This is a genomic window from Paenibacillus sp. LX16 (assembly GCF_036252815.1).
Taxonomy (GTDB): Bacteria; Bacillota; Bacilli; order Paenibacillales; family Paenibacillaceae; genus Paenibacillus; species Paenibacillus polymyxa_B.
The window spans coordinates 1866040-1887888 of the sequence record NZ_CP141152.1 but is presented as its reverse complement, the minus strand read 5'-3'; the positions used below and the strand labels follow the sequence as shown (position 1 = coordinate 1887888).

The window sequence follows — 21849 nt, the reverse complement described above, 5'->3', positions numbered from 1 at the left end:
GCTGCCATTTCATGATTCAACCAACTCATTTGCTTCCCCCATCCAGTGTATGTATGCCCCGTTTGTTCTACAGGCTTTGTTCATTATGTAAGGTGGTTTCTCACCTTTGTCAGCACAGACCACAGGTCTGTCACTGCCTTCACCTCTTCATAGTCCAGATAGGCATCTCGTTTGTCATAGTATTTTACCGCCATAATCACCATCTGAAGCGTCACTGGCTGTCCAGCAGCCTTAAGGACTTCCACAATACTTTCGAAGGTCGCCAACTCAAACCAGGTTTGAACCTGACGATCCGGCACCCACTTGGGAATATACTCGTCCTGTTCGTTGGTTACGACTGTACCCTCCTCTGCACATTCCTCTAGCCAATGCTCATCCCAATAATAAATCGGTGTGTGAACAGGGTCCTGATCCCATTGATCTACATTCACATATAACCAGTTATTATGCAGTTGCCCCACGCTACGCACCAATTCCTGCAATCCTTCAAATACACGATAAGACGGGCGCTCTCTGCGACGGTAATCCTCAAGTCTTGTCTCATACCTGCTCATCTTCAACCCCCCGCTTCCTATATCAGCTAACACTCAAATTCGCATAACATACATTTACAACTCATAAAACCCGATATAATTACAAGCACCTCGTAAAGTGTCAAGACTACATAAGGAGATTGATCTATTCATGAAAAGAATCACCGCACTTGTTATCCTGTCCTTGCTATTACTTGTATCCCCGATCTACGCTGCTGCCCCAGCACCTATGCTGGTCTATGTGGACCAGAGTAACCACTCCTTCATCCCGCTTCGTCTCCTGAACAGCTATGAAGGGATCACACTCAACATGACGGCAGCGGACAAAAAAATAGAAATTGCGCAAGGCAATACTCGGATTACCCTATTTACCGGAAAATCTACTGCCAAAGTGAACGATCAAACGGTCCGTTTGCAAAATGCTCCTTTTACCGATAATGGTTCGACCTATGTACCCTTGCAGTTCATCAGCCAATATCTAAACCTGCAAGTCTCATGGCAAAAGGAAACCTCAGCTGTACGCATTAAGCAGGGTACAACGTCCGTCACGCTTCCGGTACTTACCGGTAAGCTACCCGGAAATACTATACCCATTACGACGGCTCATAAAAGCTTCAAGGTCGGATCTCGTACCTTTTCCGCTAAGGTGGTCACCATCTCTATGCTCCATCCCAAGGTAAGCCTGGATGTGGCTCTGGCAGGCAATACTATCGGCAAAGTGGAAGACTTGAGCAGTCTCGCCAAACGCAATCAAGCGGTTGTAGCCATAAATGGCACATTCTTTGACGCCTATACCAAAAGCTCCTACAAAACGCCTTACGGCTACCTAGTCAGTCACGGAAAGATATTGAAAAAAAGCTCCGGCGACCAACGGACGGTCTTCACCTACGATGCTAACCATTTATCTGAGTTAATGTCGGGTTCTGCCTTTGAACAACGCTTAAGCCAAGGTAACATCGAAGGTGCCCTGCAAGCTGGGCCTCGTCTGGTCACAAACGGACAGGTTTCCCTAAATGTCAAAGTCGAAGGCTTCAAGGACCCTAAAATATTAACAGGCGGCGGCGCCCGCAGCGCACTCGGAATGAGTCGGGATCATAAGCTAATCCTCCTGACCACAAGTGGAGCGACTATACCGCAGCTCGCCCAAATGATGAAGCAGGCCGGCGCTTATCAGGCCATGAATCTGGACGGCGGTGCTTCCAGCGGGCTGTATTACAACGGCTCCTACCTCACCACACCCGGCCGCCAAATCAGCAATGCCATTATTGTAAAGTTTCAATAGACAGATAAAGGGCTATCTTCACGGATGTGTAAGCCGTGGGGATAACCCTTTTTTCATTTCCCCCGGTTTCAGTTGTTCCTGCTTCCACCGGTTCAGGTGGCTTGTATGGGCCGTTACGGGTTGAGCCTGCAACCTACAATCGAATCAGACCTGTAAAGCTATTGCTGCCTTCGCTTCCTTTTTTTAAAGAAAGATAAATACGGTTGTCTTCTTTGCTCGCCAAGCATTCATAAAGTCCCGGTTGCACAGAAAGGAACGTCCCTCCCCATACACATTCAGGCTCCAGTCCATCACTTGTGGCTTCCTCCCCTGCTCCAATAAATAGGTTGCCTGAGGGAACCTTCAAAAACAGCCGTACAGCAGGCTTGTCGATATGATCTGTCATCACAACCTCATAGGTCCCATCGGCTCCAAGATTCAAAAAAGCTACATTTCCTTTGTTCAACTCGCCCAGCTCGTCCTCTTCGATGGACCACCAATCCGGATCATCGTCCAAGCGGTGCTTAAGTGCTTGCGGATCAAATAAGCAAAGAGTCGCCGTGTCTGTTGTAAATTGAAATGGACTGCTTGCCGTATTCATCATGCGATCCTCCTGATTTTGGTCAGCGATTTTCTTGTTTTTCCACGTCTTACGCTATCCATATTGCAATATACTTGAGGGAAAATCTCCCTGTATGTAAAGTATAGCAATGCTTGCAGGACCAGACAACATGTTGGGCTAACACCCATTCTGCATAAAAAAGCCCTCCCTCACGATGTCGTGAAAGAAGGCGGATTTGTGGATTTAAGCGATGCTAACCTGCTGTTAGATCAGAAAAGACTTAGTAATAATTACCAACAAAATAAACAATACCAAAATCGCTCCTGTGGATGTCCATGCTCCACCGTAACCTACTTCACCCATGTCTGAATCCCTCCTTGCGTTAAAGCTTACTCTTATCGTATGAAGAAAAGCGGATAACGACAGGGCGAATCGGCAAGTTTATTTGCCATGGAAGGGCTACTCAGAAAATGGACTGATACGTTTGAGATAGATCGCTAATGACTCTGGATGACAACTGGCAGAGAATGTCGTCCGTTCTTCGCAGTAACCTGCTCACATCCTTGTACTTCATTTTTTGAAGGAGCGGGGTTTCTAACTGGGATGAAAGAAATTGAGTGGTGCCTATAAATACGACAACATCCAATCCCGGGTTGGTTTCGGTATGTAATAAGTGCAGCAGGTCAGTCATAGACAGGAATCCGGGAGGGAAAAGGCTGTTGTTTTCTTTCATATATATAGCTTTTAACATGGAGGTTAACGCCCAGTCACATAGGATAATGCAGCATTGGACTTGATTGTGCTTGTATAGGATTTTGGCTAGTTTCATGTGGTATTGGGATAGATTGTGGAAATCGGTTATTGATTTATGCAGGTGTTGTGAGGGTCTGGATGGTTGGGTGGGACTTGGAATAAAGGTAGAAGGAGCTTCTTTCATATCTATTCCTCCAGAGAATTTCAATATTAGTCTTATTATACTCTGAAATAATACTTATAGATATAACGAGTGCTAAATATACGATTCTTAATCTCATGTTTACCCAAGAAAATCTTGTCTACACTTTTTAGTATGAAGGGGTGTAGACAAATGCAGGACAAAGAAGTGTTAAAGCTAGTTGGGGCTAGAATTAGAGTGTTACGCAAAGAAAAAGGCCTCTCACAAGAAGCTCTTGGGGAAAAAGGTGGCTTTCATTTTACATACATTGGACAGATTGAACGTGGAGAAAAGAATGTTTCTTTGATAAATGTAGCTAAGATCGCAAAAGCTCTAGACGTAAACTTAGTTCAGTTGTTTTCATATGTAAGCGAGGACCCCCAAATTGTGGAGTCTGATGAAGATATTATAGAAATTATTACGATGCTCAAAAAATCGAGTCCTGAGAAAGTACGTTTGGCGAGGAATGTGATACGGGAGATTACAAATTAAAAGGATTTTTTTGTTTTCATGCCAAACACCCCCAACTGTCTCTTAGTGATCTGGTCAATCCCCATCTAGCAGACAATGGAATGTAGTCGTGTACTGACGCCAATATTCCATTGGTGTCAGTTTTTTTAGTTTTCAGTGCGTCTCGTTCATCGTTATAAAAATCGAAGCGAACGAAATGGCATTCAACTACTGTGGGGAGAATGAAATTTAAAGCAAATCAAGCTGATCATGCAATTCCCCCGAACAAACATAAATATTCGATATTAATGTATAATTATCTTATAATTACCACAATATCCTATTTATATAAAATCAATATGGAATCGTTTAAATGAAAGGCAATAGCATTGTACATCGTACTAGACAAGAATGTATCGAGCTTGAATAGCGTAAAATGCTTAGTTGTTATATTTAAAATATGCTTACAAATGCCTCCCTCCTTTTCCATCCCTAGCATGTAGCCGAAATCCCCACACTATAATAGAATAGAATAGGAATATAAATGTAGAATTCGCTACATAAATATCAAGCTGCATAACCGGAGGGAACTTATGAAAAAACATATTCATGTTGTTGGAGCTGTCATAATCGAAAATGAAAATATCCTCTGTGCGCAGCGAGGAGCTACTAAAACGTTGGCCTACAAGTGGGAATTCCCCGGCGGAAAGATTGAGGAAGGCGAAACACCCCAGGCTGCACTAAAACGTGAGATCGACGAAGAAATGAACTGCGAGATTGAGATTGGCGAGAAGATCGAGACGACCGTGTACGAATATGACTTTGGTTTTGTCCACCTATCTACTTTCTATTGTCACCTAGTGAGTGGTAAGCCCAAATTGACTGAACACGTTGCGATCCAGTGGCTGCCCGCACATGAGCTGATGTCTCTGGAATGGGCACCTGCTGACATTCCTGCTGTAAAGAAAATTCGGGAGCAGTTGGCCAAATAAAATGAACACTCCCATCCAGCATTTAAATGATTCTTTAAACTGGGCGTTTATTAATCAGCAGCAAAACTCTCTGGATCAATATAAGCCTAAACTTCTGGTCAACAATAAGGAGACAAACGATTATGTCCTTACACCTTTGCTGGAAGAACTATCTCACTGTCACTCTTTCACTTTTTCCGTTGCTTTTATTACAGAGAGTGGTTTGGCCACCCTCAAGTCTCAATTAGCTGATCTAAAAGCACGTGGAATAACCGGAAAAATCTTAACCTCAAATTACTTGAACTTCAATAAACCCAAAATTTTTAGAGAGTTGTTGAAAATCACAAATGTTGAAGTTCGTTTAACAGATCTAAGTGGTTTTCATGCCAAAGGGTATGTCTTCCATCATGAAGGTTACTCTACTATTATTATGGGAAGCTCCAACCTAACAGCACAGGCGTTAAAAGCTAACTACGAGTGGAACGTGAAACTGACTTCCTTCAAACATGGGGGGCTTTTGGGACAATTCCAAAGTGAATTTGAAAAGGCATGGCAAAATGCTGTTCCGCTAACACACAAATGGATCGAAGCGTATCAAATTCTTTATGAAGAGACTCAAAAAGCAAACCGAAAAGTTCAAGAGGCAATGCCTCTGATTCCTGAAACAATTCCTCAGCCCATCTATAGTCCAATCTTACCTAATAAAATGCAGCAGCGTGCATTAAAGAATCTGCAGGAACTCCGCAATAGCGGATCGCATAAAGGTTTGGTCATTTCGGCGACTGGGACAGGCAAAACCTATCTTTCTGCGTTTGACGTAAGAAACTTTGCACCAAATCGAATGCTATTCATAGTACACCGAGAACAAATATTGCAAAAGTCCATGTCCGACTACCAACGAATTATTGGAGGGAAGGATGGCGATTATGGCATTCTATCGGGCACCAGCAGAGTTGAACATGCCAAATATCTCTTTGCAACAATACAGACTATTTCTAAAAGCTCCGTACTAACAAATTTCGATCCTAAAGCGTTTGACTACATCTTGATTGATGAAGTTCACAAAGCCGGAGCAGATTCTTATCTTAAAGTTATTAATCATTTTGAGCCCACATTTCTGCTCGGCATGACCGCTACTCCAGAGCGAACCGATAACTTTAACATTTATGAACTGTTCGATTATAATATCGCCTATGAGATCCGTCTACAGGAAGCTTTGGAAGAGGATATGCTGTGTCCATTTCACTATTTTGGCGTCACTGATTTTGAACACAACGGTCAGCTTATTGATGATACTTCAATGCTCTCTCAACTCGTTACGAGCGAACGTGTTTCTTACTTAATCGAAAAGATAGAATATTATGGACATTCTGGTGAATCCGTAAAAGGATTGGTCTTTTGCAGTAGCAAACAAGAGACCTTTCAGCTATCGGACATGCTAAATGCGAGAGGTTACCGTACCTTAGCTTTGACTGGAAATGATCGTCAGGAAGTACGTATTCGTTGTGTCACTGATCTTGAATCTGGAAAACTGGATTATATCCTTACGGTGGACATCTTTAATGAAGGAATCGACATTCCATGTATTAACCAAGTCATAATGCTTCGTCAAACACAATCGAGTATCGTCTTTATCCAGCAGTTAGGACGCGGTCTACGCAAACATCCAGACAAAGAGTTCGTCACAATCATCGACTTTATTGGCAACTATAAAAACAACTATTTGATACCCATTGCTCTCTCCGGAGACAAGTCGCAAAACAAGGACAACATACGTCGCCATATGAAGGACACCAGTTATATTAAAGGTGTATCTACCATCAACTTTGAAGAAATCGCGATGCAACAGATTTTCCGCTCAATTAGCGAGAGTAATTTAACAGAGCTTAAAATCCTGAGAGAAGCATATATCGAACTCAAAAATCGGTTGAATCGAATTCCTCAATTGATAGATTTTATTGAGCATGACTCAATTGATCCACTTGTTTTTGCAGACAAGCATTCAAGCTACTATCACTTTTTACAGAAGATCAAGGAAACTGTGCCCCACCTATCCGAGCAGGAGCAAAAATATTTGACGATGCTATCGGCTGAGATTTTGAATGGGAAACGCAGGCATGAACTTGTACTGCTGAAGCTGTTGCTTGCCAAAGATAATGTTTCCTATGAGGAGTATGTAAATTCCCTCAATGAAAAAGGCTGCTATACAGATTCTGAAACGATTAGATCCGTTAAACGGGTTCTGGACATGTCTTTTTTCACTGAACCGACGAAGAAAAAATACGGAGACTTGGCAATCGTTGAATTCGTTCAGGACCAACATTTTTCTTTTCATCCGATGATGAGTCGCTCCTTGCAGAACAATGCATATTTTAGACAAATGATTGTAGATATTGTTCATAGTGCTTTTCTTAAAAATGAGCAGTATGTATATAGTGAGCCGCTAACTTTATATAAAAAGTATTCTAGAAAAGACTCATGTAAACTATTAAAGTGGTACAGCGATGAAAGTTCCACCATGTACGGGTACAAGACGAAGCATCAGACCTGTCCAATCTTTGTAACTTATCACAAACACGAAAAGGTGGAAGCGAGCACAAACTATCAGGAAGAATTTATTAGTCCAGAGATTCTGAAATGGTCGACAAAAAATAGACGAACCCTTGAATCTGAGGAAGTTCAAACCATTATTAAGGCAGACCAGTTAAAGATCGACTTGCATTTATTCGTAAAAAGAAACGATGCGGATGGAATTGAATTTTATTATCTGGGTAAAGTACACCCCGGCCAAAACAGCGCCTATCAGGCGACCATGCTCGATAAAAATGGTAATTCAATATCCGTTGTGCATATGAATCTAGTATTGGAGAATTCGGTGGAGAGTAAGCTGTATGGGTATTTGACTAAATTTTGAGTTTAAGTTCCACCTTATAAGAGATTTCTCAAAGTCCTGAAGCAGTTTAAACCTCACAAAATATTGGCCTCTATGCAGTATCTACCGTGTTACAATTCTTTATGTACCTTTTTAATCGGGGACTTACACCGACTATCGTATTGCAACGATGATCATCACTGTCGCAGTGAGTTAGTCATAAAAATACAAAGGAATAGACCGCCTTCTCTAAAGGAGTCGGTCTATTTCCCTGTTATTAAAACTTTAAGTCAATCATCTCCCCTGACTTCTCACAACAATATATATAAAAAACAAAACGTTTTCACAAACCTTGTTTATGAAAAAAGGCTGGCATATTGACCGACCTGATCACTAGGGCATGGATGCCTCGATGTTTTCCCTTATTTGATTTTCCATGATAAAAATTCACAACATAAAAAGTCCAACGACGACCAGTAAAACGGTCTTCCCTTCATTGCTTACTATTTTTCTTACGAATCATGCCAAATAAAAAAATTAATAATAAACCAGAGAACAAAAATGTATAACCTATTAGCAAGGGTTTTAGATTAGATTCTCCTGTATTGGTATATATTCTTCCTCCTAGAATAAGAAGCATAATTAATGATAGCCCAAAATTTTCACGGTTATATTTCCTTGTCTTATATTTAATAATTCTATAAATCAGAAAAAATAGTAGTAAGAAAGATACTATCGAGATAATAACGAAAACCATATTTGCATGTCCCCCTTTAAAATAAAATTAGCAAAGGTTTAATATCACCTTTGCTAATTTTATTACTCTTCATTCGAAAATTACATACGTTGAATATAATTATATGCTTGTTTAAGACTAGATCTAGCTTGTGAACGATCATTAACCACTCCAGCCGCTGATGCTGCCAGTAAGTCCAGAGCCGACTAATCCTACAACTGTTTCATGTCAAGTTGGCCAGATTGGTTTCAAGAAGCATTACGCTAGCGATTTTATCAATTGGAACTAGCCAATGAACAGCAAGCTTCTTGTTCATCAGAAGACGAGCATCTATTCACTCAAATGAATCAATTCAAAATTAACCAAAACGAGGATAATCAACGCCTGTTATCTGAACGGGAAGAAGCCATAGGTTATCAGCTAAGTCAGGACAAACAATCCATGTATATAGAAGGGTAAAAGACGGGATTTGATTGATTCTTCCCGTCATACAACCCGCAGCTATTCGTTAGCCTATTGATCGTTTTAGCCTATGATTTTGTTAGTCCAATATTTCATCTATGCTCATTCCACATTTCAAGGTAAAAACAAAATGCACTGGTGAGAGAATCGTGATCTTCTCCACCAACGCATTAATTAGGTTATCAACAAATTGTTCTAGTATAGCTTGCCGATTGTTTGAAATTTGAATAATCTCATCTCCACGGTCCTTGATTTTCGCTTGCTAACCCTCTACCTCTTCTATCCTTTAATATCAGAGTCTGTTATCGTAGCTCGTTGAGTTCACTGGAAAGCAGTTCGTCTCTTCATCATATATGATTCAGTCGTTTGAGATTCATTAATTCCTTCAAGTCGGATTTTAATTGTTGTATCTATCCTTCAATGTCCAATAAAGGTTCTTGCCCTACGGTGCCGATTCATATGCTGTAGGTCGGTTTTCATATAAAAAACACGCCCACAAGTGGCGTGTTTTTGTTTGAGAATCTATTAACCCTTACTTCCAAATCTCGTCCGCAATCTCTTTAATGAAAGCAAGCTTTTTCCACTGCTGCTCTTCTGTCAGAACATTGCCCTCTTCTGTCGAAGCAAAACCGCATTGTGGGCTGAGGCAGATGTGGTTGATGTCGACGAATTGAGTCGCTTCCTTAATACGATTAATGACCGTCTGCTTGTCTTCCAGTTCACCCGTTTTGGAGGAAACGAGGCCCAGTACGACCTGCTTTTGATCTTTCAGATGCTTAAGCGGTGTGAAATCACCTGCACGGTCGGTATCGAATTCGAGGTAGTAGCCGTCGATGTTGTCGATGCCGAACAGGGTTTCAGCTACAGGCTCATAGCCTCCAGAAGATGCCCAGGTGGAATGGTAGTTACCACGGCATACGTGGGTCGTAACGACCAAATCGGCTGGAAGATCCTTCACCGTTTCCTGATTCACACGGGCAAACAGCTTTTTGGTATCTTCCACATTCTCACCCGCATGCTGTCTAGCTTCCCAATAGTTTTTATCACAGAGCATACCCCATGTGCAATCATCCAGTTGCAAGCTGCGGCAGCCCTCATTGTACAACGCTTGAATCACGGATTTGTAAGCTTTGGCGATATCCGTCACCAGCTCATCCAGATTGCTGTAATACGTATTGGTTGTTTCTTTATTTTCGCCACGCAACAGCTCGGCCAGGAATTGCGCAGGTGCCGGGATCGTTTGGCGCGCGATCGCATCCTCACCTGCTACTTGCTTCAGGAATTTGAAATCTTCAATGAAAGGATGACGGGAATGTCCAATTTTACCGGACAAGCGTGCGGTTTCCGCTCTTGTTTCCACACCTTGGAATTGGTAGCCGTTCGAAAGCTGTACCTTTTCCACGCCGTCCAGACCCCACATAAAATCAAGATGCCACCAGGAGCGTCTGAATTCACCGTCTGTCACGGCTTGAAGTCCTACGGATTTTTGCTTTTCCACTAGCTTGATAATTTCGTTATCTTCAATCTTTCTCAGCTCGTCCGCAGAGATTTCATTATTTTGAAATTGAATTCTGGCGTCTTTAATCGCTTGCGGGCGCAAAAAGCTGCCGACCATATCATGTCTAAAAGGGGTCACTTTACGTTGGGATGCATTATCAAGGATGCTGCTCATTAGGGTTATCTCCTTTTTCGCTTCTGTAGTGAAGTTCTTGTAAGAAAGATAACATACATTTTCAGTTATAAGGTAACTCCAATAAACTATAGCTAGTTATAGCCTAAGGCTATACCCAACCTTTTATTCCCCTATCGCCTCATGCAGCGCTTCTACATAGACAGTGGCCAGCTTGGAGAGCGCAGCGTTTTTATGGCAAATCCATCCCACATTAATAGACTCATCACATTCCAGAGGGACGGAAATAATGTCGTTACCGTTCAGATCCGCACTGATCACCCCGGTAGAAATCGTATAGCCGTTCAAGCCAATGAGCAGATTAAAGAGGGTCGCCCGGTCATGGACACGAATGCTTTTGGGATGCGATAACGTACTGAGAATCTCCTCGGAGAAGTGAAAGGAATTGTACTCCCCTTGTTCAAAGGACAAATACGGATACGGATGAAGCTGATCAATGGTCACGATAGACTGTCGGGATAGCGGATTATTGGCACTGATAAAAATATGCGGCTTGGCCGTAAACAGGCTATTGAATTGCAGATTCGCATCTTTTAGCAGCTTGTTAATGACCTTGGCGTTAAATTCGTTCAGATACAGGATTCCAATCTCACTGCGCAGGCTTTTGACATCCTGTATGATTTCATGGGTTTTGGTCTCTCGCAAAGCCAATTCATACTCTTCTTGACCATATTGATTTACCAGATTTACGAATGCATTTACAGCAAAAGCGTAATGTTGCGTGGACACAGCAAAATGTTGTGGTGAAGGCTTGGCATCCAGATAGCGACTTTCCAGCAACTCTGCCTGCTCAACGACCTGACGTGCATAACCGAGGAATTCCACGCCTTCCTTGGACAAAGAAATCCCCTTATTGGTACGCTCAAAAATGGTGATATGAATTTCTTCCTCCAGATCACGAATCGCGTTCGACAGACTGGGCTGGGAAATGAACAACCGCTTCGCCGCCTCATTCATGGAACCGCGATTGGCAACCTCAATGACATATTTTAATTGTTGTAAGGTCAATGCATGATGTCCTTTCCGTTTGTGTTTCTTCTATTATATAATACATAATCACACTTCTGGAAAAGGGATAATTGTTGCTTAAATGAAATCAGCCTCTCCCCTAAGGTTTAAAAAATATAAACACCTCCCTAAATGGAAATCTTCCATTTCAAGGAGGTGCTTTTTCACGGCTGCTTTAATTAACGAATTTCACCGTTTGTGGAGATCAGCTTTTGATACCAATAGAAGCTTTGTTTACGAATACGACGCAGATCTTTGAGATCAAACTCCTCACGATCCACATAGATAAACCCATAACGCTTGCTGGAGCCCTGATGGGTACTAACAAGATCAATCGCAGACCACGGACAGAAGCCGAATACTTCTACACCGTCTGTAATAGCCAGTTGAATCTGCTCGATATGTTTCTTGAAAAAGTCAATACGATAAGGATCATTCACTACATCCCCTTCTTCAAGCTCGTCAAAAGCGCCCAAGCCGTTCTCTGTCACGATTAAAGGCAAGTGGTAGCGAGAATAAATTTGGCGTAACGTAGTTCTAAAGCCGACCGGATCAATCTCCCAACCAAACTCCGTCGTTTGCAGGTTGGGGTTGACGGAACCTCGGTACGCTCCGGGTTCACCCACAATTTCATGCTGATCTCCTGTATGTGAAAAATCATTTCCGTCATCTAAACTTTCTCCTACGGTTTGAGAGGTATAATAATTAAATGCGATAAAGTCCGGGTTCCCCTTCGCTAAAATGTCCATATCCCCTTCTTCAATGACAGGCTCATAGCCTTTCTCGACCAAATAGCTCCACGCAATGTGATTGTAACGGCCAAATACAGCCATATCCAGATAGAGCCAGTTGCGAATGGCTGCATAGTTATCAGCCGCCAGTGTATCTTCCGGCTTGGAACTGGCTGGATAGATAACCCCGATATTCGGCGCTGGTCCAATTTTCGCGTCAGGTAGCATTTCATGGCACAATACCATCGCTTTCGCCTGCGCTACTAACATATGATGATTTTGTTGGTACAGTACCTTTTGCGGATTTTCCAAACTTGTATCTAATGTGCCAATAGAACCGGGATGGAGAATCAGCATGTTCTGCTCATTAATGGTTAACCAATATTTCACCCTGTCTCCAAAGTTCTCAAACAATGTTTTAGCATATTGTTCGAAGGCATCAATCGTCTCCCTCTTCGACCAGCCGCCTTGTTTTTCAAGAGCATAAGGCAGATCAAAATGATACATAGTAACAATCGGTTCAATTCCGTATTTAATTAGTTCGTCAATTAATGAGCCGTAAAACGCGATTCCCTTCTGATTAACTTCACCTGCGCCCTTGGGATAAATACGTGTCCAAGCAATAGAGAAACGATATGCTTTAAAGCCCATTTCAGCCATCAGAGCTACGTCTTCTTTGAACATATGGTAATGATCACTGGTTACCTTAAAATCAGTGACCCCTTCGACGTGATTAGCCATGTCAATGACAGAAGGTCCTTTACCATCTTCGTCCCATGCACCCTCTACTTGATAAGCAGAAGTGGAAGCTCCCCAGAAAAAATTTTCAGGAAATGCCTTCAATTGATTATGTTTCATGATATAGTCCCTCCAGTTATAGTTATATCCTTTTGATGTTCGCAATTCATATATGTGATGATGCTTGCCAGTATCACACAACCAAAGTTAACAATACTTCATTTTTTTGAATCTGCTCCTGATTTGTCTCAAATACGTCCACTTTATGTTTCGTCAGTGTGACGATGACAGGCGTTACGATTTCGTATCCTGCTTCTATGATCTGTTCCCTGTCAAATTGGATTAACAAATCCCCCTGTTTCACGCTGTCGCCCTCTTTAACCACTGGATTAAAATGCTTCCCTTTCAGCGCAACGGTGTTAATTCCGATATGAATTAATATCTCTGTACCTGCACTGGAAGTCAATCCTATAGCATGTCCTGTGGGGAACAGCGAGGTTACGACTCCATCTATTGGGGCTACAACCTCACCCACAGACGGTTCAATGGCTAACCCTTTTCCCATAGCACCTGTAGAAAATGCGGAATCATTCACTTGACTCAGTGGTGTGGTCCTGCCTGTGATCGGGCTGTATATTGTTTCTTTCTTAATATCAACGGCCTTGGTTGCTGTAACAACAGGCTCTGGTTCTGCTGTTTTCACGGATTCAACTGTTTCTGGGGTCTCCTCCTTTACCTTGCTTTCATACCCAAAAATTAGGGTTAGTACGGTTGCTGCCGCGAATGAGCAGGCAATGGCAATCACGTAAACCAAGGTTGGCGTATACACTGGAATCGCAAAAATGTTGTGAAACACATAAGCCGTCATTTTCACCCCAAAATGTCCATTGATGGCACCGCCTATAGCCCCTGCGATAATAACGATTGGAATGACACGTTTAAAGCGAAGTACAAGTCCATACACAATCGGCTCTGTCACACCAGCCAGCAATCCTGTAATACTTGTGGAACCAGCAAGAGTTCTAAGTGTTTTATCTTTTCTCGCCTTCAGGAAGATACCAAATGCGACACCAATTTGAGCAAATACAGCTGCTGCTGCCATCGCCTCAATCGGATCACCGCCAACACCGATATTTTGAATCGTAATGGGCGTAAAACCCCAGTGAAGTCCGAAGACGACCATAAAAGTCATAAAACCGCCAAGAACAATCCCTGACAAAATGCCACTTACACCGATTAACCATGTCACACCTGAAGAAATCCAATCTCCTACCCCTGTACCGAAAGGTCCGAAAGCCATCGCAGATAGCGGAACCATAATCATTAAAGCCAACATCGGAACTAAAAAAAGCTGTAAATCCTTAAGAATGATCTTTTTCAAAAACTTATCCACTAACGCATAGATGCTAATGGATATGAAAATCGGGAAAACGCTGGCGGAGTAGTTCATCATGACCACCGGTATTCCTAAAAACGATACATCAGCTCCTTTGTCCATCAGCCCCGTAAAGTTGGGTTCCATGAGAGCCGCACCGATCACACCAGCTACATAAGGATTCGCCTTCAGCTTTATACCAAGCGTAATCCCCAGCAAAATAGGCAAGAAGTAAAACACAGCATTCCCTGCAGCAGACAGAATCAGATAGGTATCACTTGTTGCAGACATCCATCCCAGCAAGGTCAAAACCGTCAGCAATGCTTTTATCATTCCCGAGCCCGCCATCGCCGGAATCAACGGGGAGAAACTGCCCGAAATGACTTCAAAGATTGTGGATATGACCGATGTTTTTTTACCACTGGATTCACTGGCTGCAGGGGAATTCGATCCAAAATCCCTGTTTTTCATAATCTCCGCATATACATAGGCAACATGGCTGCCAATAACAACTTGAAATTGTCCTCCGCTTTCAACAACTGTAATGATCCCCTCGTGCTTCTCAAGCGCTTCTCTTTCGGCTTTTCGTGAATCCTTCAGGTCAAATCGGAGTCGTGTAGCACAGTGGACAAGCCCATTGATATTTTCTTCTCCTCCAACGAGACGTACGATGTCTTCGCCCATTTTCTTATGGTCCATGTTCATTCTCCTCTTGGGCAGATTGCCTGAAAACAAAAAAATACCTAAACGAAAGGCCTGTATGATCAAAGAACATGATCACTGCCATTCATTTAGGTATCGCCTGCTTAACCAGTAACAATCCTTATATTTAAGTTGTGAGCCTACTATAAATCACTTAGAAATCGTTTGCAAGCTTTTTTTTCTAAGAAGTAGCCATATCGTTTCTGGAGGTTACACGCTGTATATGAATCGTCAAATACACTTTTTCGTCAATTGACATAGCACTTTCATGCTTTAACTCCAAATATTGATTAATTAATTGGGTGCATTGAAAAGCCCTCTCGTATTTATCTTTGACTTGGTCATACAAGAAATTATCCCCTGAAGCTAGTTGTTCTTGTTCATTGCTCAGCAATCGTTGGGCAAAGTACTGCAAATGAGTAATAAACCGGGAATAATTGAACGAAGTTTCATCCAGTGTAATCTGATAGTAATCGGTTACAATGTTGAAAATGTCATCAATGACCTCGGTGATCTCAACCGTTTGTTTCATTCCCTGACCGTCTTGTCTTGCATTTACAAAATGCATAGCAATAAAGCTTGCTTCATGCTCATCCATTTGGATGCCAAATTGAGCATGGATGATGTCCAATGCATTCATTCCGATCATAAATTCTTTTTTGTAGAATTTTTTAATTTGCCATAAGAGTGAATTTTTAAGTCCCACGGATTTTCTGTATCGAGAGATGGCAAATTGAATATGGTCAATCAGAGAAATATAGATATTATCACTAAAAATATCTCCCATTTCCTTTTTTGCGCCGCCTACAATTTCATCCGCCACCTTTAAATACTCTACAGATGTTTCCCCAATAAGATCTATTAATTTTTGTGGAATTTTATCAGACTTTAATACAAAGGTTTTTTCTATTTTTTCCTCATCGACCCTCTGGCCATTTTTCTTTTTAAAGCCCAGGCCATTCCCTATGACAACAAATTCATGACCCACCTGATTTTCGACTCGGATGACATTGTTGTTAAAAATTTGCCGGATGATCATTTATCTGCTCACCTCATTGATGTAATGACAAAGTTTGTAATAACAAAAAAAACCAAATAACGACTAAATCAATTAGTCATTATTTGGGTATCGCCTGCTTACCAGTAACAATCCCGAAGGGCACTTCACCCCTCATTCAATTACCTTTACTATACCGCTTTCAATACAGAATAACAATACAATCATGCCAAAAAACCGCCAAACACTCGGAATCCTTTGTGCTTAGCAGCTTTTGGGTTCATGCTTAACTCTCTTTCTCTTTGCAAAATATCTCTTTGGCAACCTGAATAGCTGAGGCTGCCCGCGGCCATCCTACGTAAAAGGCAAGCTGTGTAATGACCTCAACCAGTTCTTCCTCCGAAATCTCATTCTCCTTGGCCAGCACCAGATGATAAGGGAGTTGATTTACATGCTCACCCGCTACCAGAGCGGCAACTGTAATGAGACTCCGTTCCCTTAGAGATAGCTCACTTCTTCTCCATACATCTCCAAAAAGAACATCCTCCGTATAACCTACAAAAGCGGGAGCAAAATCACCGATGGTTTCCCGAACACTCGATCTGATTAATTTATGCTTCATAAGATCATTTGGGCAAGTCCGTTGCCAAAGGACCAATCCTCTAATTCAGTCTCTACCAGTGTCACAAATACATCCTCCAGTCTAATCTTACATTCAATAGATAAGAGTTCCGCTAACTTTTGGTAGAAACCCTTTTTTTGTTCCGTAGTTCTACCCGTTCCCATTGTAATTTGGATATACAGCAGCTTATCTGTTCTGGGTACATTCAAATAATCGGGACTATAATAAAACTCGCTTTGCTTATGAGCATGAAAAACCTGAAAGTAATCTTTTTCCGGAACCTGAAAATGTTCGATCAAAGCATTCATGATACAGCGACTAATCCCAGGCAGCTCTTGCTCTGTGTATTGCTGCTCCATGTAGCCAACTCGTACAAATGGCATGTTCATCTCTCCTATCTGTTGGGATAAGATGATTGTACTCCCCTTACCTTCATCTGTATAATTGAAAATAATCATAAATATATTCAATTTCACCGATGGAGATGAGCAAGCATGGATCTGAAAGAATTAACTACATTTCGTACTATAATCGAAGAAGGAACGTTTTCAAAAGCTGCTGTCAAATTAAACTACGCTCAGTCTACAGTCACGAGCCAAATCCAGAGGCTAGAGAAGGAGCTGGGGTTTCAACTTTTTAAAAGGGGATGGGATGCGGAGTTAACGTCCCCAGGCAAACTATATGCCGAGGAGATAGACGGGCTTATTCAGCATTGGAATTTTGTGATGGATCAGGCGAAGTCTTTGAAAAAGGAGGAGATTGGCACGCTCCATATCGGTGTGATTGAAACGATGGCGGCTACCGTACTGCCCTTGGTTCTGCAGCAGTTTCGAGAGCATAAACCGAATATTACGTGCCATTTTACAGTTGGAAACACGGATGCACTCGCAAATGCTTTGGTGGACGGTAAGCTGGATTTTGCAATCTCCGGGGAACCTCACTCGATTCCTTCCTTACACTTTGAACCCTTGTATCACGAACACATCGCCTTTATTGTGTCCCGTAATCATCCCTTCGCGGCAAAAAGTGAGCTTCATCTCGAAGATCTGTACGAGTATCCGCTTATCGTCGGAGGTAAGAACTGCTTGTACCATATACGACTGGAGAAAGAGCTTTCACGCTTCCCGTCGATGCCGTTTTTTTATACTGTCAGTCAAATCTCGTCGATCCCCACATTCGTAAAAACGATTCCATCAGTTGGAGTGGTTCTATCGTCAATGCCTATGCAGGAGGAAATGGTCACCGTCCCCATCCAGTTAACAGACCCGAATATTCCCATTGGACTCCTACAAAACAACCATCACCAGCAGTATATGTCTTCGGCCCGAAAGCTGTTTATGCAGCTGGTTAAGGAGCTTTGTAGGCTATAGCTCCAATGCAATAACTACTAATAAGCTATATAGGCAAAGCCGACACCTTTACATAAAGAAAAAGCCGCTAAACACTCAGAAACCTGGTGTTTAGCGGCTTTACTATTTTGAAGGCCTAAGAAAATGTGGCCCTCTCTTTATTTTTATACTCCTATTATAACCGTTATTTCGCTTCGAGCGGTTTTTTCCACAGTCCCAGAATGAGCGCAGAAATCACGGAGCCAATTGCCACTGCAAGCAAGAACAGCAAAGCATGATTGGCAAGAGCTGCTACAAAAATTCCGCCATGTGGTGCTGGAAGATTGATTTGCCAGAACTGCGTCAGACCACCAGCAATCGCTGAACCTACAATACAAGAGGTTAGGACACGCAGAGGATCAGCAGCTGCGAATGGAATCGCTCCTTCCGTAATGAAGGACAACCCGAGTACATAGTTCGTCAAACCAGACTTGCGTTCTTGCTCAGTAAATTTATTTTTGAAGAACGTCGAAGCTAATGCAATCGCCAGCGGAGGTACCATACCGCCCGCCATAACAGCCGCCATCATAGCTCCGTTCGTGTTACCGCTGGAAGTAAAGACACCGATTGAAAATGCGTAAGCTGCTTTGTTGAAAGGTCCACCCATGTCGATCGACATCATTCCGCCCAGGATTAGACCCAGAATAACCGCATTACCTGTTCCCAAATTGTTCAGAACATTGACAAGCCACGTATTAATACCACCGAAAATCGGATCAAACAGATAGAACATAATCGCGCCTGAAATTAGGAGACCAAATACAGGGTATAACAAGATTGGTTTTAAACCATCCAGCGCTTTCGGTAGGCCTGCAAAAGCTTTACGCAGGAAGATAACGACGTAACCAGCCATGAAACCAGCAGCCAGACCGCCAAGGAAGCCTGCATTAGAGTTTACAGCCATCAGACCCCCAACCATACCTGGCATCAGTGCCGGGCGGTCTCCAATGCTCATCGCGATAAATCCGGCCAGTATCGGAATCAGGAAGTGGAACGCACCTGTTCCTCCGCCAATCGTTTGCAACAGCTGGAACAATACATTATCTTCACCTGCCACCTGTTCAATCAAGAAGGAAATCGCTAACAAAATCCCCCCACCTACAACGAATGGCAGCATATGAGAAATACCGTTCATTAAATCCTTGTAGATTTTACTGCCCACACTGCTCTTCTCCGCTTGGGACTCTTCAGCGCTGCCTTTACCTTCACTACGATAAATTGGAGCATCGCCGTTAAGCGCTTTGCGGATCAGTTCTTCAGGTTTACGAATACCGTCGCTTACTGGTCTTTGCAATACAGGCTTACCGTCAAATCTGGCCATTTCAACCTTTTTGTCAGCCGCGACGATTACACCTTTGGCACGACGAATTTCATCCGCTGTCAGTACGTTTTGTGCACCCTCCGAGCCATTCGTTTCCACTCGGATATTCACGCCCATCTCTGTCGCTTTCTTAATGAGAGCGTCTTCAGCCATAAACGTGTGTGCAATGCCTGTAGGACAAGCGGTCACCGCCACCACAAACTCGTCAGAATTAGGGTTGCCAACGATAACGTCTGGCGTTTGCTGTGCTTTGGCAGCTTCTGCTTCTTTCTTAGCCTCTTTTGCTTTCTTGGCAGCTTCTTCTTCCGCCTGCTTGGTATCAAACAGCTCGGATACTTCATCCGGTGTTTGCGTATTCATAAGCTTATCGATGAAATCGGTATCAATCAACAGTCGGGAAAGGGCAGCCAGTGTGCGAAGATGCGTATTTGCTGCTCCCTCTGGAGCCGCAATCATAAAGAATACTTTTGCCGGCTCACCGTCCAACGATTCAAATTCTACGCCTTTACTGCTTTTGGCGAAAACGACGGTCGCTTCATTCACGGCTTTGGTCTTGGCATGCGGCATCGCAATGCCGCCGCCAATTCCGGTGCTGGATTCTGCTTCGCGTTTGTATATCATTTCTTTAAACAAGGCCCGGTCATTAATACGTCCACTTGCTTCGAGACTAGCGATGAGCTCCTCAATCGCCTCGTCCTTTGTCGTCGCCTGCAGGTCCATGATCATCGTTTCTTTAATCATCAGGTCTGTTATTTTCATTTTTCACACTCTCCTAAGTTCGGTCAGCGTGTCGATACACGCATAATAAGCTCATGATGCAGCCGGATTACCGTTTTGAAATCGTGACTTGCGGCCGTAATTGTTCAATCTTCTCTCTAGTAGCCAGATCATCGGAAAACGCAGTTGCGCTTCCGGATGCCACTCCTGCACGGAATGCTTCGATCGGATCGCCATGAAGAGCTAGCGTACCCACGAATCCAGCAATCATTGAATCACCTGCGCCTACAGAATTTTTTACCGTACCTGCTGGTACATTTGCGTGATACACTTCATCTGCCGTAATGAACAAAGCCCCTTCTCCTGCCATGGAAATCAGTACATTTTTTGCGCCTGCTTCCAGCAGCTTACGACCGTAAGTGACGATCTCCTCCTTTGAATGAATCGTTACGCCAAACAACTCAGCCAGCTCGTGATGATTCGGCTTGATGAGCAGCGGTTTATGAATCAGTGCCTTCATCAGCGCCTCACCTGTGGTGTCGATGACGAATTCAGCTCCAGTTTGCTGGCATACGCTAATCAGCCGATCATAGAAGTCTCCTCCAAGTGACGGCGGAATACTTCCCGACAAGACGACAATGTCATTTTTCTGGAGTCCCGCCAGCTTTTGCACCAACGCATCGGCCTCTTGCTCACGAATCGCAGGTCCCAAACCATTAATTTCCGTTTCATCGCCATGCTTGAGCTTAATGTTAATCCGTGTGTCATCTTCGATCATTACAAAATCAGTTTTAATGGATTCTTCCCGCAATGTATCGTCGATAAACCTGCCTGTGAATCCTCCGAGAAAACCAATCGCCGTGCTATCTGCTCCCAACTGGTTCAGTACACGTGATACATTAATTCCCTTACCACCTGGCAGTTTTAAATCACGTTTCATCCGGTTCAAATCACCAAGCTTCAAATCATCAACTTCCACGATATAATCAATGGAAGGGTTCAGCGTTACTGTATATATCATTGTTATCCCTCGATTATCTTAGTTTTCTGAGCGATGGATCGGCGTGACCGTTCTGGCATCGATTCAGTAATAAGTATAGCTTCCTTGAGCTCGAACAGTTTGGCGAAGGTTATTTCTCCAATTTTGCTGGAATCGGCTAACACATACGTTTTGCCAGACAGCTGGTGGGCACGCCGCTTGATCAGCGCCTCTTCAGGATCAGGAGTTGTATACCCCATTTCCATATCCACCCCGTTCGTTCCCAGAAAGCACTTGTCGAATCGAAAATTGTCCAAATTTTGTAGGGCAATACTCCCGATTACGGCTTTGGTATGAATTTTCATCATCCCTCCCAGTAGATAGCTTCTGATTCTTTTGCTTACCAGTGCCTCTACGTGGGATAGTCCATTCGTCACGACCGTCACGTCTTTAGCTTCAATGTAAGGAATCATCGCCATCGTTGTTGTTCCCGCATCCAGATAAATACATTCGCCATCCAAAATTTCTTTGGCTGCTATACGGGCCACCGCATTTTTTTGTTGAACGTTTTTGAATGTTTTTTCTTCCATGCCAGGTTCCTGACTTTTCTGATTCAGCAAGGTTGCCCCGCCATGAATCCGCTTGAGCAACTGACGGCCCTCAAGATCTATCAAATCACGCCGAATCGTTGACTCAGAAGCTCCCAACAGATCAGCCAATTCCTGCAACTTTACAACACCACATTCTTGTAAGCGCTGTATTATTAACTTGTATCTTTCTTCCGTCAGCATCATCATTCC

19 protein-coding genes are annotated in these 21849 nt (G+C 43.0%); 5 read left to right on the top strand and 14 right to left on the bottom strand.

Features of this window, described 5'->3' with window-relative positions; translation table 11 throughout:
- Positions 1 to 83: 83 nt before the first annotated feature.
- A complete protein-coding gene (locus T3H97_RS08660; RefSeq protein ID WP_328802280.1) occupies positions 84 to 554 on the bottom strand; it encodes a DUF7716 domain-containing protein in 471 nt (156 codons plus the stop codon).
- Between the two features lie 130 nt (positions 555 to 684).
- Between T3H97_RS08660 and T3H97_RS08655 the strand changes: the two genes are divergently transcribed.
- A complete protein-coding gene (locus T3H97_RS08655) occupies positions 685 to 1815 on the top strand; it encodes a phosphodiester glycosidase family protein (RefSeq protein ID WP_328802279.1) in 1131 nt (376 codons plus the stop codon).
- A gap of 133 nt (positions 1816 to 1948) precedes the next feature.
- On the opposite strand, the gene T3H97_RS08650 is transcribed toward T3H97_RS08655, so the two are convergent.
- The 3 genes from T3H97_RS08650 to T3H97_RS08640 form a co-directional block, all read right to left on the bottom strand.
- Positions 1949 to 2398 carry a DUF6386 family protein gene (locus T3H97_RS08650; protein ID WP_328802278.1) on the bottom strand — a complete coding sequence of 150 codons (450 nt, stop codon included), beginning with the start codon at positions 2396 to 2398 and terminating at the stop codon, positions 1949 to 1951.
- Between the two features lie 222 nt (positions 2399 to 2620).
- Positions 2621 to 2719 (bottom strand): hypothetical protein, encoded by a 99-nt coding sequence (locus T3H97_RS08645; protein ID WP_014599622.1) that lies wholly within the window; start codon positions 2717 to 2719, stop codon positions 2621 to 2623.
- A gap of 100 nt (positions 2720 to 2819) precedes the next feature.
- Positions 2820 to 3107 carry a hypothetical protein gene (locus T3H97_RS08640; protein ID WP_254664440.1) on the bottom strand — a complete coding sequence of 96 codons (288 nt, stop codon included), beginning with the start codon at positions 3105 to 3107 and terminating at the stop codon, positions 2820 to 2822.
- Between the two features lie 336 nt (positions 3108 to 3443).
- On the opposite strand from T3H97_RS08640, the gene T3H97_RS08635 reads away from it, so the two are divergent.
- From T3H97_RS08635 to T3H97_RS08625, 3 genes are all read left to right on the top strand, one after another.
- Entirely contained in the window at positions 3444 to 3782 is a 339-nt protein-coding gene (locus T3H97_RS08635) for a helix-turn-helix domain-containing protein (RefSeq protein ID WP_328802277.1), read from the top strand.
- A 551-nt stretch (positions 3783 to 4333) separates the two neighbouring features.
- The gene (locus T3H97_RS08630) at positions 4334 to 4732 is read left to right on the top strand and encodes a (deoxy)nucleoside triphosphate pyrophosphohydrolase (RefSeq protein WP_328802276.1); all 399 of its coding nucleotides are present in this window, start codon (positions 4334 to 4336) and stop codon (positions 4730 to 4732) included.
- 1 nt (position 4733) lies between these two features.
- Complete coding sequence (locus T3H97_RS08625; protein ID WP_328802275.1) at positions 4734 to 7625, top strand: DEAD/DEAH box helicase; 2892 nt, start codon at positions 4734 to 4736, stop codon at positions 7623 to 7625.
- Positions 7626 to 9313: 1688 nt separating this feature from the next.
- On the opposite strand, the gene T3H97_RS08620 is transcribed toward T3H97_RS08625, so the two are convergent.
- The 7 genes from T3H97_RS08620 to T3H97_RS08590 form a co-directional block, all read right to left on the bottom strand.
- Positions 9314 to 10453, bottom strand: a complete 1140-nt coding sequence (locus T3H97_RS08620) for a 5-methyltetrahydropteroyltriglutamate--homocysteine S-methyltransferase (protein WP_328802274.1) — start codon at positions 10451 to 10453, stop codon at positions 9314 to 9316.
- A gap of 123 nt (positions 10454 to 10576) precedes the next feature.
- A complete protein-coding gene (locus tag T3H97_RS08615; RefSeq protein WP_023987954.1) occupies positions 10577 to 11479 on the bottom strand; it encodes a LysR family transcriptional regulator in 903 nt (300 codons plus the stop codon).
- Between the two features lie 179 nt (positions 11480 to 11658).
- Positions 11659 to 13068, bottom strand: coding sequence for a glycoside hydrolase family 1 protein (locus T3H97_RS08610; protein WP_328802273.1), 1410 nt, complete (start codon positions 13066 to 13068; stop codon positions 11659 to 11661).
- Between the two features lie 73 nt (positions 13069 to 13141).
- Positions 13142 to 15022, bottom strand: coding sequence for a beta-glucoside-specific PTS transporter subunit IIABC (locus tag T3H97_RS08605; RefSeq protein ID WP_328802272.1), 1881 nt, complete (start codon positions 15020 to 15022; stop codon positions 13142 to 13144).
- A gap of 184 nt (positions 15023 to 15206) precedes the next feature.
- Positions 15207 to 16064: a BglG family transcription antiterminator LicT gene (gene licT / locus T3H97_RS08600; RefSeq protein WP_028542871.1), complete on the bottom strand. Its 858-nt coding sequence runs from the start codon at positions 16062 to 16064 to the stop codon at positions 15207 to 15209.
- 244 nt (positions 16065 to 16308) lie between these two features.
- The gene (locus T3H97_RS08595) at positions 16309 to 16644 is read right to left on the bottom strand and encodes a carboxymuconolactone decarboxylase family protein (RefSeq protein ID WP_328802271.1); all 336 of its coding nucleotides are present in this window, start codon (positions 16642 to 16644) and stop codon (positions 16309 to 16311) included.
- A complete protein-coding gene (locus T3H97_RS08590) occupies positions 16641 to 17027 on the bottom strand; it encodes a tautomerase family protein (RefSeq protein WP_328802270.1) in 387 nt (128 codons plus the stop codon). Before T3H97_RS08590 ends, T3H97_RS08595 begins: the two co-directional genes overlap by 4 nt.
- Positions 17028 to 17138: 111 nt before the next feature.
- Here T3H97_RS08590 and T3H97_RS08585 point away from each other — a divergent pair, with 111 nt between their 5' ends.
- Positions 17139 to 18014 carry a LysR family transcriptional regulator gene (locus T3H97_RS08585; RefSeq protein WP_328802269.1) on the top strand — a complete coding sequence of 292 codons (876 nt, stop codon included), beginning with the start codon at positions 17139 to 17141 and terminating at the stop codon, positions 18012 to 18014.
- Between the two features lie 163 nt (positions 18015 to 18177).
- Here the strand turns inward: T3H97_RS08585 and T3H97_RS08580 are convergent, their stop codons facing one another.
- The 3 genes from T3H97_RS08580 to T3H97_RS08570 form a co-directional block, all read right to left on the bottom strand.
- Entirely contained in the window at positions 18178 to 20112 is a 1935-nt protein-coding gene (locus T3H97_RS08580; protein WP_328802268.1) for a PTS fructose transporter subunit IIABC, read from the bottom strand.
- Between the two features lie 67 nt (positions 20113 to 20179).
- Complete coding sequence (pfkB, locus tag T3H97_RS08575; RefSeq protein ID WP_328802267.1) at positions 20180 to 21091, bottom strand: 1-phosphofructokinase; 912 nt, start codon at positions 21089 to 21091, stop codon at positions 20180 to 20182.
- A 2-nt stretch (positions 21092 to 21093) separates the two neighbouring features.
- Complete coding sequence (locus T3H97_RS08570) at positions 21094 to 21840, bottom strand: DeoR/GlpR family DNA-binding transcription regulator (protein WP_025719685.1); 747 nt, start codon at positions 21838 to 21840, stop codon at positions 21094 to 21096.
- Positions 21841 to 21849 lie beyond the last annotated feature (9 nt).

Coding starts and splice junctions, on each gene's coding strand:
- T3H97_RS08660 (WP_328802280.1), bottom strand. CDS start 554: ATGAGCAGGTATGAGACAAGACTTGAGGATTACCGTCGCAGAGAGCGC.
- T3H97_RS08655 (WP_328802279.1), top strand. CDS start 685: ATGAAAAGAATCACCGCACTTGTTATCCTGTCCTTGCTATTACTTGTA.
- T3H97_RS08650 (WP_328802278.1), bottom strand. CDS start 2,398: ATGATGAATACGGCAAGCAGTCCATTTCAATTTACAACAGACACGGCG.
- T3H97_RS08645 (WP_014599622.1), bottom strand. CDS start 2,719: ATGGGTGAAGTAGGTTACGGTGGAGCATGGACATCCACAGGAGCGATT.
- T3H97_RS08640 (WP_254664440.1), bottom strand. CDS start 3,107: ATGTTAAAAGCTATATATATGAAAGAAAACAACAGCCTTTTCCCTCCC.
- T3H97_RS08635 (WP_328802277.1), top strand. CDS start 3,444: ATGCAGGACAAAGAAGTGTTAAAGCTAGTTGGGGCTAGAATTAGAGTG.
- T3H97_RS08630 (WP_328802276.1), top strand. CDS start 4,334: ATGAAAAAACATATTCATGTTGTTGGAGCTGTCATAATCGAAAATGAA.
- T3H97_RS08625 (WP_328802275.1), top strand. CDS start 4,734: ATGAACACTCCCATCCAGCATTTAAATGATTCTTTAAACTGGGCGTTT.
- T3H97_RS08620 (WP_328802274.1), bottom strand. CDS start 10,453: ATGAGCAGCATCCTTGATAATGCATCCCAACGTAAAGTGACCCCTTTT.
- T3H97_RS08610 (WP_328802273.1), bottom strand. CDS start 13,068: ATGAAACATAATCAATTGAAGGCATTTCCTGAAAATTTTTTCTGGGGA.
- T3H97_RS08605 (WP_328802272.1), bottom strand. CDS start 15,022: ATGGACCATAAGAAAATGGGCGAAGACATCGTACGTCTCGTTGGAGGA.
- licT (WP_028542871.1), bottom strand. CDS start 16,064: ATGATCATCCGGCAAATTTTTAACAACAATGTCATCCGAGTCGAAAAT.
- T3H97_RS08595 (WP_328802271.1), bottom strand. CDS start 16,644: ATGAAGCATAAATTAATCAGATCGAGTGTTCGGGAAACCATCGGTGAT.
- T3H97_RS08590 (WP_328802270.1), bottom strand. CDS start 17,027: ATGCCATTTGTACGAGTTGGCTACATGGAGCAGCAATACACAGAGCAA.
- T3H97_RS08585 (WP_328802269.1), top strand. CDS start 17,139: ATGGATCTGAAAGAATTAACTACATTTCGTACTATAATCGAAGAAGGA.
- T3H97_RS08580 (WP_328802268.1), bottom strand. CDS start 20,112: ATGAAAATAACAGACCTGATGATTAAAGAAACGATGATCATGGACCTG.
- pfkB (WP_328802267.1), bottom strand. CDS start 21,091: ATGATATATACAGTAACGCTGAACCCTTCCATTGATTATATCGTGGAA.
- T3H97_RS08570 (WP_025719685.1), bottom strand. CDS start 21,840: ATGCTGACGGAAGAAAGATACAAGTTAATAATACAGCGCTTACAAGAA.